The organism is Phyllobacterium sp. MT110 (assembly GCF_058792715.1).
In genome coordinates this window covers 461,993-474,050 of sequence record NZ_JBXAFE010000002.1, presented here as the reverse complement: position 1 = coordinate 474,050, position 12,058 = coordinate 461,993, and the positions used below count along the sequence as shown (strand labels likewise).

The 12,058-nt window shown below is 59.9% G+C and carries 9 protein-coding genes; 3 read left to right on the top strand and 6 right to left on the bottom strand.

Annotated elements, in window-relative coordinates:
• Nucleotides 1-166: 166 nt before the first annotated feature.
• Nucleotides 167-1,084, top strand: coding sequence for a polyprenyl synthetase family protein (locus AC1Q5O_RS13880; RefSeq protein WP_223613729.1), 918 nt, complete (start codon nucleotides 167-169; stop codon nucleotides 1,082-1,084).
• 2 nt (nucleotides 1,085-1,086) lie between these two features.
• Here AC1Q5O_RS13880 and ispG read toward each other — a convergent pair whose 3' ends face one another.
• On the bottom strand, nucleotides 1,087-2,343 hold the full coding sequence (gene ispG, locus AC1Q5O_RS13875) for a flavodoxin-dependent (E)-4-hydroxy-3-methylbut-2-enyl-diphosphate synthase (protein WP_492563686.1): 1,257 nt from the start codon (nucleotides 2,341-2,343) through the stop codon (nucleotides 1,087-1,089).
• A 216-nt stretch (nucleotides 2,344-2,559) separates the two neighbouring features.
• On the opposite strand from ispG, the gene AC1Q5O_RS13870 reads away from it, so the two are divergent.
• Nucleotides 2,560-3,339 (top strand): 3-hydroxybutyrate dehydrogenase, encoded by a 780-nt coding sequence (locus AC1Q5O_RS13870; protein ID WP_492563684.1) that lies wholly within the window; start codon nucleotides 2,560-2,562, stop codon nucleotides 3,337-3,339.
• Nucleotides 3,339-4,460: a patatin-like phospholipase family protein gene (locus tag AC1Q5O_RS13865; protein WP_223613731.1), complete on the top strand. Its 1,122-nt coding sequence runs from the start codon at nucleotides 3,339-3,341 to the stop codon at nucleotides 4,458-4,460. Before AC1Q5O_RS13870 ends, AC1Q5O_RS13865 begins: the two co-directional genes overlap by 1 nt.
• Before the next feature lies 1 nt (nucleotide 4,461).
• On the opposite strand, the gene AC1Q5O_RS13860 is transcribed toward AC1Q5O_RS13865, so the two are convergent.
• The 5 genes from AC1Q5O_RS13860 to AC1Q5O_RS13840 form a co-directional block, all read right to left on the bottom strand.
• Entirely contained in the window at nucleotides 4,462-5,640 is a 1,179-nt protein-coding gene (locus AC1Q5O_RS13860) for an MFS transporter (RefSeq protein ID WP_492563682.1), read from the bottom strand.
• A 38-nt stretch (nucleotides 5,641-5,678) separates the two neighbouring features.
• Entirely contained in the window at nucleotides 5,679-6,461 is a 783-nt protein-coding gene (locus AC1Q5O_RS13855) for a DeoR/GlpR family DNA-binding transcription regulator (RefSeq protein ID WP_472462304.1), read from the bottom strand.
• A 374-nt stretch (nucleotides 6,462-6,835) separates the two neighbouring features.
• A complete protein-coding gene (gene pyc / locus AC1Q5O_RS13850) occupies nucleotides 6,836-10,291 on the bottom strand; it encodes a pyruvate carboxylase (RefSeq protein ID WP_492563680.1) in 3,456 nt (1,151 codons plus the stop codon).
• A 170-nt stretch (nucleotides 10,292-10,461) separates the two neighbouring features.
• On the bottom strand, nucleotides 10,462-11,577 hold the full coding sequence (locus AC1Q5O_RS13845) for a branched-chain amino acid ABC transporter substrate-binding protein (RefSeq protein ID WP_223613735.1): 1,116 nt from the start codon (nucleotides 11,575-11,577) through the stop codon (nucleotides 10,462-10,464).
• 127 nt (nucleotides 11,578-11,704) lie between these two features.
• Nucleotides 11,705-12,058 (bottom strand): DUF6867 family protein, encoded by a 354-nt coding sequence (locus AC1Q5O_RS13840; protein ID WP_464661669.1) that lies wholly within the window; start codon nucleotides 12,056-12,058, stop codon nucleotides 11,705-11,707.

The window sequence follows — 12,058 nt, the reverse complement described above, 5'->3', positions numbered from 1 at the left end:
GCCGCCTGCGTTGAAAGCCCATCATGGACATAGAGCAACCATCCGCCAAAGGGAACCATTTCCATGCCATTCCGGCCATGTTCACAATGACAACAAGGCAAAAATGCAAAAGCAGCGCATCTAATCATTGACCGGGCGCCGATTTTTCGCTCATTGCCAGATCATGATGACAGATCAAGACACTTCCCTGTTTCAGATGACATTGCTGCATCGCGCCGCCTCGGTGGAAACACTGCTGGCCGACCTGCTCTCGGATCAGCCGCAAGACGGCGAGATCAGCCGTCCGCCCCGCCTCATGGCAGCGATGCGGCACGGCGTTCTCAATGGCGGCAAGCGCCTGCGCCCCTTCCTCGTCCTGGAAAGCGCCGCGCTCTTCGGTGCCGACACCCCCGCGGCTTTGCGGGTAGCGGCGGCGCTGGAATGCATCCACAGCTATTCGCTCGTCCATGACGATCTACCGGCCATGGACAATGACGATATGCGCCGCGGCCAGCCGACGGTGCATCGCAAATTCGACGAGGCAGCGGCAATCCTCGCAGGGGACAGCCTCCTGACCTACGCGTTCGAACTGATCGCAGCCGAGGCGACGGAACTTGATCCCGGCGCCAAGGTTGCACTGGTGACGGCTCTGGCACGCGCTGCCGGCATCGGCGGCATGACCGGCGGCCAGGCGCTCGATCTGGAAGCGGAAAAGGTCAAGCCCGACGAGGCAGGCATCATCCGCCTGCAGGCCATGAAGACCGGCGCGCTGATCCGTTTCGCCTGCGAGGCCGGTGCCATGATCGGCAATGCCAATTCCCGGGATCGCGAACGGCTGGCGGAATACGGCTCGGCCATTGGCCTTGCCTTTCAGCTGGCCGACGACCTGCTCGATGTCACCGCCGATGCTGCCCATATGGGCAAAGCCACCGGCAAGGATGCGGCAGCGGGCAAGGCTACGCTGGTTTCACTGCACGGGATCGACTGGACCAAGCGCCAGTTGAGCGGGCTGGTGGCACAGGCCGAGGAATTGCTTGCGCCCTTCGGCGAAAAGGCTGCCCTGCTCAAGCAGGCCGCACGGTTCATTGCCGAGCGGCAGAGCTGAATCTATTCGGCCGCGTGCGAGCCTGCGCCCTGGCCGAAGCGGTTTTCGATATAGTCGGCAACCATCTTCTGGAATTCCTTGGCGATGCCCGCACCGCGCAGGGTCGCCACTTTCTTGCCGTCGACAAAGACCGGGGCCGTCGGCGTTTCGCCGGTTCCCGGCAGTGAAATGCCGATATCCGCCATCTTGGATTCGCCCGGCCCGTTGACGATGCAGCCCATCACCGCGACATTGAGCGCTTCGACACCGGGATATTTCTCGCGCCAGACCGGCATGTTGTCGCGAATATCGCTCTGGATCGACTGCGCCAGTTCCTGAAACACGGTGGATGTGGTGCGCCCGCAACCGGGACAGGCCGCGACAATCGGGATGAACTGGCGAAAGCCCATGGTCTGCAGCAATTCCTGCGCCACCTGCACTTCGCGTGTCCGGTCACCGTTCGGTTCCGGTGTCAGCGATATGCGGATCGTATCCCCGATACCCTGCTGCAGGAGGATGCCGAGCGCCGCCGAGGAAGCGACAATGCCCTTGGAGCCCATGCCGGCTTCGGTAAGGCCGAGATGCAGCGCATGATCGCAGCGCCGCGCCAGCTCTGCATAAACCGCGATCAGATCCTGCACCTGGCTGACCTTGGCGGAAAGAATGATTCTGGAGCGCGGCAGGCCGATTTCTTCGGCCAGCTGCGCGGAAATCAGCGCCGACTGGACAATGGCCTCGCGCATGACCTGTTCCGCCGTCAGGGGCGCGCCGGCCGCATGGTTCTGGTCCATCAGCGCAGTCAGCAGTTCCTGATCGAGCGAACCCCAGTTGACGCCGATGCGCACCGGCTTGTCATAGCGGATCGCCATTTCGATGATGGCGCCGAACTGCGCATCCTTCTTGTCCTTGAAGCCGACATTGCCCGGATTGATGCGGTATTTCGCCAGCGCTTCGGCGCAGGCCGGATGGTCCGTCAGCAGTTTGTGACCGATATAATGGAAATCGCCAACCAGCGGTACGTTCAGGCCAAGCCGGTCCAACCTTTCGCGGATTTTCGGCACAGCGGCAGCGGATTCATCCCGGTCAACGGTGATACGGACGATCTGCGATCCCGCGCGGGAAAGGGCTGCCACCTGCGCAACGGTGCCGTCCACATCGGCTGTATCCGTATTGGTCATCGACTGCACGACGACGGGCGCGCCTCCGCCAACCATGACCCCGCCCACATCGACGCCAACGGAGGCGCGGCGGGCAAAGGGCTGCGAATAATAGTCAGACATTGTCAAACTCCAGATATTCCCTTCACGTGGCGCAGGGAACGCCTTGTGTCAACACCATGTGACATGAACGCGGCAAATTCAAAGCAAATGCGCTTCCCGATCACGCCACAGTGAACCGTATGACAAAGTGTTCACGTTCCAAAGCTGGTATTTTTGCTGCAATGCAATATATTCCAGACGCCTTCAACACGGTTGTTAAACCAAAGGAAGTTTCTCATGGCCAAGAAGACCGCAGTCGTCACAGGTTCCAACTCCGGCATCGGACTGGGTTCCGCCCACGCCCTCGCAGCGGCGGGTTACAATGTGGTGATCAATTCCTTCACGGACCGCCCGGAAGACCACGATCTTGCCAAGGAGATCGCCGCACAGCATTCCACCGGCGTCGCCTATATCAAGGCCGACATGTCCAAGGGTGACGAATGCCGTGCCCTGATCGACCAGGCCGCCGCGACATTCGGCAGCGTCGATGTGCTGGTCAACAATGCCGGCATCCAGTTTGTCGCCCCTGTCGACGAATTCCCGACGGAAAAATGGGATGCGATCATCGCCATCAACCTGACCTCGGCGTTCCACACCACCGCTGCCGCGCTTCCCTATATGAAGAAGGCCGGATGGGGCCGCATCGTCAATATCGCCTCGGCGCATGGCCTGCGCGCATCGCCGTTCAAGTCGGCTTATGTGGCGGCCAAGCACGGCATTCTCGGATTGACCAAAACCGTCGCGCTGGAAGTGGCGGAAAAGCATATCACCAGCAACGCCATCTGCCCCGGTTATGTCCTGACACCGCTCGTCGAGGCTCAGATCCCCGACCAGATGAAAGCGCACAACATGGACCGCGAAACCGTCATCCGCGAAGTCATGCTCGACAGGCAGGCGACCAAGGAATTCGCCACGGTCGACCAGATCGGCGCGACGGTGGTGTTTCTCGCCAGCGATGCGGCGGCGCAGATCACCGGTACATCCATCTCCGTCGATGGCGGCTGGACGGCGCAGTGATGAACCACAAACCCAAGGTCATCAACATCGCGCTGCAGGGCGGCGGCTCGCACGGCGCCTTCACCTGGGGTGTTCTCGACCGCATTCTGGAAGATGGCCGACTGACCATCGAGGGCATATCCGGCACCAGCGCCGGCGCCATGAATGCTGTCGCGCTGGCTGATGGCTGGAGCCGCAACGGTCCCGATGGCGCCCGCGAGAAGCTCTATGAGTTCTGGCGGGCGGTGGGCCGCACCGGGCAGTTCAGCCCGGTTCAGCGCACGCCCTGGGACCGCTTTTTTGGCAACTGGTCCGTCGAGAACGGCGTCGGGTACAATCTGTTCGAGCAGTTCTCGCGCATGTTTTCGCCCTATGAGTTCAACCCGTTCAACCTCAACCCGCTGCGGGATGTGGTCGAGCGTGAGATTGATTTCGACCGGGTGAAAGCCTGTTCGGCGCTCAAGCTGTTCATCTCGGCAACCAATGTGGAAAGCGGCCGCCTGCGGGTCTTTTCCCAGTCGGAGCTCAATGCCGATGTGGTGATGGCCTCCGCGTGCCTTCCCTATATTTTCCAGGCGGTTGAGATTGAAGGTGAACCCTACTGGGATGGCGGCTATGGCGGCAACCCGGCGCTCTATCCCTTCTTCTATTCGACCAAGAGCGAAGACCTGCTGCTTATCCAGATCAACCCGATCGAACGGCGCGGCGCGCCGAAGACCGCCCGCGAAATCACCGACCGTATCGACGAGATCACCTTCAATGCAGCGCTGCTGCGTGAGTTCCGTTCGATTGCCTTCGTCAATTCGCTGATCGACGCAGGCCGGATCGAACACGGCGAATACAAGCATATCCGCATGCACCGTATCGATGCCGATGTGGCGCTGGCTGGCCTGGCGGCCTCATCGAAAATCAACGCGGAATGGGCCTTTCTCGAATATCTGCGCGACCTCGGCCAGGCCGCTGCCGATGACTGGCTGGAAGAGCATTTCGATGCGGTGGGCGAACACGCGACACTCGATCTCTCGGGTGAGCTTTCTCCCGAAATGAATGTCGGTTTGAAAGCCCACAAGGCCGGACGGAGGGTGACCGACTTTCTGCTGCAGCGCAAGAAACCGGCGGTCGCGGCAAGCCGCCGGGCATAGATCAGGTGCCCGGGTTTTCGTTGCGGTCGGCGCTGGCGGCAAGATTGGCCATCAGGAACACCACAACGAGCAGGCAGGCGAGCACCATATAGACCGGACCGAACCCCGTGCGCCCGCCGACAAAGCCAATGGCCGACGGCGCGACCAGAATGCCGGAATAGCCCATCAGCGTGACAAGGCTGAGGGCAACGCCCGAAGACGTTCCCTTCTGGTTGCCCGCAGCCGAGAAGGCGATGGGCACCATATTGGCAATGCCCAGCCCCGCAAATGCAAAGGCCAGAATGGCGATCCAGGGGCTTGGCGCAAGGCTTGCAACCAGCATACCTGACGCGCCGATCAGCGCGGAAATGCGCAATGTCTTCACCGCACCGAAGCGGTTGCGCACGCCGTCGCCGAGAAAGCGCATGACGGACATCGTTCCCGAAAATGCGGCGAAGGCAAATCCGGCCGTGGCAATATCGGCACCGCGCTCCTGCTTGAGGTAGAGAGCCGCCCAGTCGAGAACCGACCCTTCCGGAACCATGGAGAAAAGCGCCATGATGCCGATGAGATAAATCAGCGGGTTGGTCGGGAAAGCCAGCTTGCCCTTTTTCTCGTGCACCACCGGCGCATCTTCTGTGATCATGTAGCGGAACGCGGCTAACCCCAGAGCAACCGCAATGGCTGTGACCACCGCCGCGTGAACCAGATGACCCTGTGCTTCGATCAGCAGACCGCCTAGGGCGCCGCCGGCGAAGCCGCCAAGGCTCCAGAACCCGTGTGAGGATGACATGACGGCGCGCGACAGTTTTTTCTCCACCTCGACGGCATTGGCGTTCATGGCCACATCCATGCCCCCGATGACGGCACCGAAGAGGAAAAGCGCGGGCGCCGCGATATAAACATTCGGAGCCAGCGCCACCAAGAGCAGGGAAAAGCTGCAGAAGACGGCAAAGCCCTTCACCACCGCGCGCGAGCCGTACCGGCCGATGAGGTAGCCGCACCAGGGCATCGCCGCCAGGGCGCCAAGGCCAAACACCAGGATCATCAGGCCGAGCGTGAACTCGCTGATGTGCAGGCGGGTCATGAACACGGGGATCTGCGGCGCCCAGCTGCCGATCAGAAATCCATTGAAAAAGAAAGCGCTGGCAACTGCCCAGCGGCCATAGACGGCTTTCTTCCTGTAGACGGAGGCATCCATAGTTTTATCACCAGCTTGAATTTCGGACAGGATGGACATCACGCACCGCGTCTGTCGGCGATGACGACTTCGACACCCACGCCGCGAATCCGCTCAACAATCGACGGGTCGGCGGTTCTGTCGGTAATCAGCGTCGATATGGCCGAGATGGGCGCAATGGCAAAGGGCGCCTGCTTCAGCAGCTTTTCAGCCGTGGCAAGCAGCATCACTTCATTGCTCGCCCTGCTCATGGCCAGTTTCAAATGCGCGTCCTCGTAGTTCTCGGCGCGCAGTGTCAGGCTCTCGTCGATGGCACAGGCGCCGAGCACACAGTAATCGACGTGCATGAGCTGCACTTCGGCAAGCGGCGACTGCCCGATGACGCTGCGGGTGAAACGATTCAGCGTGCCGCCGAGGAGAATAACCTCGCACAGGGGATGGTCGAGAGCGGCCGAGGCAATATCCGGCGAACTGGTGATGATGCGCATCTGCAGGTTGACCGGCAGGGCGCGCACAAACTCAAGCACGGTCGTGCTCGAATCGAGAAGCATGGTGGAATTCGCGGCAATTCGTTCAGCGGCAACGGCGGCAACCGCCTTTTTCCCGGCCGTTTCATCCTTGGCGCGCTGCTGAAAGCTGCGAAAGCTCGAACTGCTGCGCGCTGCACCGCCATGGAAGCGCTGGACAAGCCCTGCTTCGGATAATTCGCGCAAATCCCGGCGGATGGAATCTTCCGAAACCCCGAATTCCGTCGCAACGGCATTCGCCAGAACGCGGCCGGATTCATTGACCCGTTTGAGGATCATGCTCTTCCGCTCTTCCGGCGACAGGTCTTTGGTCATTGTGGGAATACCCTGCACGTGCGCGCTCATATTCCGCATCGGCTGCGGAACTCAACGACCCGACCATACTTCGCATATGCGCACTATTCAATGCCTGTTTATGCCGATATGCGCACATATCGGCATAACATGTTACATCGGGTGATGGGCAGCAGCTTTGTGCGTGGTTCGACAAGCTCACCATGAGGGAAGTGGAGGGCTGCAAGGCCAATTGGAGCGTTGCAGAACAGGCTCCCTGCAATCCTCCACTTCCCTCATGGTGAGCTTGTCGAACCACGCACGAGGAAAACGGCCATCAGCACATGACCATCCCGCCGCGCCCCAAGATTGAGCTCAGGGGCACGACGCGGCCGGCTATGCGGACCGGATAGCCCTTACTCGTAAACGGCGAGCAGGTCCTTGGCATCGATCTGGTCACCGGCGCGGACCAGAATTTCAGCCAGCGTTCCATCCCGTTCGGCGCGCAGGGCCGTTTCCATCTTCATCGCCTCGATCGAGAGAAGCACGTCACCCGCATTGACCTTCTGGCCAACCGAGACGCCCACGGTGGACACAATACCCGGCATCGGCGCACCGACATGCTTGTCATTACCAAGCTCTGCCTTGCGGCGGACACCGACGCTGCCCGCACGGGTGCGGTCAGGCACCTTCACGCGGCGCGGCTGGCCGTTCATTTCGAAGAACACTGTGACCATGCCCTTCTCATCCGGCTCACCCACCGCCTGATTGCGTACAACCAGGGTTTTGCCACGCTCGATATCGAGGAAGACTTCCTCTTCCTGCGCCAGCCCGTAGAAATAGACATGTGTCGGCAGCACACTGGTCGGACCGTAAGTGCCATGCGTCACGGCAAAATCGGTGAACACCTTTGGATACATCAGATAGGAGGCAAATTCCTGATCGCTAACCTTGCGCTCCAGCTTTTCCTCAATGTCCTTGCGCTCGGTCACGAGATCGGCCGGTGCCAGCAGTGAGCCGGGCCGAACGGTGAATGGCTTTTCTGCTTTCAGGATCTTCTTCTGGATATCTTTGGGCCAGCCCTTCGGCGGTTGGCCGAGATCGCCGCGCATCATCGAAACCACCGAATCCGGGAAGGAAATATCCTTGTCCGGGTTCTTCACGTCGGCGACGGACAAATCCTGGCTGACCATCATCAGCGCCATATCGCCCACGACCTTGGATGACGGCGTGACCTTGACGATATCGCCGAACATCTGATTGACGTCAGCATAAGCCTGCGCCACTTCGTGCCAGCGCGTTTCAAGGCCGAGCGAGCGTGCCTGTTCCTTCAGGTTGGTGAACTGGCCGCCCGGCATCTCGTGCAGATAGACTTCCGATGCCGGTCCCTTCAGATCGCTTTCGAATGCCGCATATTGGGTGCGGACCGCCTCCCAGTAGAACGAGATGCGGCGGATCCATTCCGGATCAAGCCCTGGATCGCGTTCCGTGCCCTTGAGGGCTTCGACGATCGAACCGAGACAGGGCTGCGAGGTATTGCCGGACAGGGCATCCATGGCAGCATCGACAACGTCGACTCCCGCATCCACGGCGGCAAGCACGGTTGCCGCTGAGATGCCCGACGTGTCATGCGTGTGGAAATGCAGCGGCAGGTCGGTCGCCTCGCGCAATGCCTTGAACAGCACCTTGGCAGCGCCCGGCTTGAGCAGCCCGGCCATGTCCTTGACCGCGATGATATGTGCGCCGGCCTTTTCCACTTCCTGCGCCAGATCGACATAATATTTCAGGTCGTATTTCGGCCGGGCGGAATTCAGGATATCGCCGGTGTAGCAGATGGCGGCTTCACACAGCTTGTCCTCCTCCAGCACCGCATCCATGGTGACGCGCATGTTCTCGACCCAGTTGAGGCTGTCGAACACGCGGAACACATCGACGCCGTTGCGGGCGGCCTGCTGCACGAAATACTTGACCACATTGTCGGGATAGCTCTTGTAGCCAACGCCATTGGCGCCGCGCAGCAGCATCTGCAACAGGATGTTCGGTGCCGCTTCGCGCACGTCTGCAAGCCGCTCCCATGGATCTTCCGTCAGAAAGCGCATGGCCACGTCAAACGTCGCGCCGCCCCAGCACTCCAGCGAGAACAGCTGCGGCAAGGCGCGCGCATAGGTACCGGCAACCCGGGCGATATCGAAGGTGCGCATCCGCGTTGCCAGCAGGGACTGATGGCCATCGCGCATGGTGGTATCGGTGAACAGGGCGCGCTTTTCATTGCGCATCCATTCGGCGAACTTCTTCGGCCCCAACTGATCCAGCAGCTGCTTGGTGCCATCCGGGATCGGTGCCTCAATGAACGGCACCCGCGGCAGCGCCGCTTCGGCCGGCGGCGTGGCACGGCCCTTGGTTTCCGGATGGCCATTGACGGTGACATCGGCCAGATAGGTCAGAAGCTTGGTGGCCCGATCCTGGCGCTTCACCTGTGCGAACAGCTCCGGCGTCGTATCGATGAACTTCGTCGTGTAGCTGTTATCGGCAAACTTCGGATGGGTGATGATGGCTTCAAGGAAGGTCAGGTTGGTGGCAACACCGCGGATGCGGAACTCGCGCAAGGCGCGGTGCATACGCTGGATCGTCTCGTCGGCCGTCGGCGACCACGCCGTGATCTTTTCCAGAAGCGGATCGTAATAGCGGGTGATGACAGCGCCCGAATAGGCGGTGCCGCCGTCCAGCCGGATGCCGAAACCGGTTGCACCGCGATAGGCGGTGATACGGCCGTAATCCGGAATGAAGTTCTGTTCGGGATCTTCCGTGGTGATGCGGCACTGCAACGCGTGGCCGTTCAGCTTGATATCCTTTTGCGCGGGAACGCCGGATTCCGGTGTTCCGATCGTCGCGCCTTCCAGAATGCGGATCTGCGCCTTGACGATATCGATGCCGGTGACTTCCTCGGTCACCGTGTGTTCCACCTGAATACGCGGATTGACCTCGATGAAATAGAACTGGTTTGTGTCGGCATCCATCAGGAATTCGATGGTGCCCGCACCGATATAAGCGGTTTTCGCGGCAATCTTCAGGCCGTAATCGGCAATCTCCTTGCGCTGCGCCTCGTTGAGGTAAGGTGCCGGCGCGCGCTCGACAACCTTCTGGTTGCGGCGCTGGATCGAACAATCGCGCTCGAACAGATGCACCGCATTGCCGTGCGTATCGCCAAGTATCTGCACCTCGACGTGGCGCGCGCGCTGCACCAGCTTTTCAAGGTAGACTTCATCCTTGCCGAAGGCGGCCTTGGCCTCGCGCTTGCCTTCGGTGACCTCGCGGGCAATATCATCCGGCGAGAAAATGGCGCGCATGCCGCGCCCGCCGCCACCCCAGGATGCCTTCAGCATGACGGGGTAGCCGATCGTCTCGGCGAGCTTCTTCACCTCGTCCATGTCGTCGGGCAGCGGGTCAGTTGCCGGCACGACCGGAACGCCGATCTCGATGGCGAGATTGCGGGCAGCAACCTTGTTGCCGAGGCGGCGCATGGTTTCCGGCTTCGGCCCGATGAAGATAATTCCAGCTTCACCGCAGGCCTCGGCAAATTCCGGGCTTTCGGACAAGAGGCCATAGCCCGGATGGATGGCGTCGGCGCCCGACAGCTTTGCCACCCGGATGATTTCCTCGATCGACAGATAGCTTTCGATCGGCCCCATGTCTTTGGCCAGATGCGGGCCGCGCCCAACCTGATAGGACTCATCCGCCTTGAAACGGTGCAGCGCCAGCTTGTCTTCCTCCGCCCATATCGCCACGGTTTTCATGCCAAGCTCGTTGGCGGCGCGGAAAACACGGATGGCGATTTCTGATCGATTGGCGACGAGGATCTTCTTGATAGGCAAGGCGAAAACTCCGAAATCTCATAGAGGCAATATGAGTGGTAAAACCCTATTGGCGGGGTGATTGCTGCACTGCAAACAATGCATATTGATCACAAGACGGTGAAATGTCCAACGGCAAAATGCCCGGCATGAGAGCCGGGCATTTCGCATGAGATAGCAAGCGGAAAGGCTTACTGCTGGATGTAGGTGTACTTGCCGTCCTTGTCCTTCTTCCATTCGTACATGACGTAGCCTGGAAGCTTCGGATCGCCCTTTTCGTCAAAGGAGATATCGCCGAGAACCGACTTGAACGGGCCTTTTCCCTTCAGAGCCTTGGCAACGGTTTCAGGGTCGTTCGACTTAGCAGCGGTTGCTGCTTCGACGATGGCCTGCACGGCTGCATAAGCGTAGAGGGTGTAGGCTTCCGGCTCAAAACCGGCCTTGCGGAACTTCTCGACCAGTTCCTTGTTGGCCGGGTTGTTGCGCGGATCGGGACCGAACGTGTTGAGCGTACCAACCACGGCGTCGCCGGCAATCGCTGCGAGCTCGTTGGTGACGATGCCGTCGCCGGAGATGAACTTGACCTTCAGGCCCTGATCAGCCAGCTGGCGGATGATCAGACCAGCTTCGGTATGCAGACCACCCCAATAAAGGACGGTCACGCCGGCCTGCTTTGCCTTGGCGATCAGTGCGGAGAAGTCCTTGTCGCCAACGTTGACGCCTTCATAAAGAACAGGCTTCAAGCCCTTTGCTTCAATCGTCTTCTTGGTTTCATCGGCAAGACCCTGACCATAAGGCGTCTTGTCATGGATGACCGCGATCTTTGCATCCTTGTAATGCTCGGCGATATAGGCACCGGCAATGGCACCCTGCTGGTCATCGCGACCGCAGGTGCGGAATGTGTTCCACAGGCCGCGTTCGGTGAACACAGGGTTTGTCGCGGCTGGTGTTACTTCAACAATGCCGTTTTCCGCATAGACTTCGGATGCCGGAATGGATACGCCGGAATTGAAGTGACCGACAACGAACTTCACGCCATCGGCAACGAACTTGTTGGCAACCGAAACGCCCTGCTTGGCGTCGGAAACGTCATCGCCCAGAACGAATTTGATCTTTTCGCCATTCACGCCGCCAGCCGCATTGACCACCTCTGCGGCGGCTTCGGCACCCTTCTGGATCTGCGCGCCGTAAGCGGCATTGGGGCCGGTCAACGGAGCACCAATACCGACCAGAAGATCAGCATAGGCGTGACCGCCCAAAGCGAGCATTGCTGCAACAGCAACACCCGAGAACAGTGACTTCTTCATTTGAAAACTCCCATTTTCTAGGTACTTACGAAACCCCTAACGATGAAATCTTCCCATCGCTTGAAGACCACATTTGCCGATTTTCCGGCGGTTGTCACGCTGATTCATTTCGCGTCAGCGAGATTGCTTAGGCCCCTTTTCTTTCCTTGAACGAGAAGGGGGAAACTTTTTCATAGAGCCAGTGATATTGCTGAACCATCTGGTTTGTCCGGGTGTAGCGATAGCCCAATGTACCGATGATGATCAGCACGATCGTGTCGACGACGTAGTAGTGCAGCGTCACCATCGTGCCCTCAAACAGCGCGAAGTGGATGAAGCGGACGCCGATGCCGAGAAGCAGCATATAGAAGATCAGGATTGTATGGGAACGCCATGTCTTGGCGCAGGCGCGGCCCGCCATCCATGCGGCCCAGCCACCCATGACGCAGGTTACCAGCACAAACAGCCAGAATGAGGGTTCTTCGTACAGAATGCCTTGCAT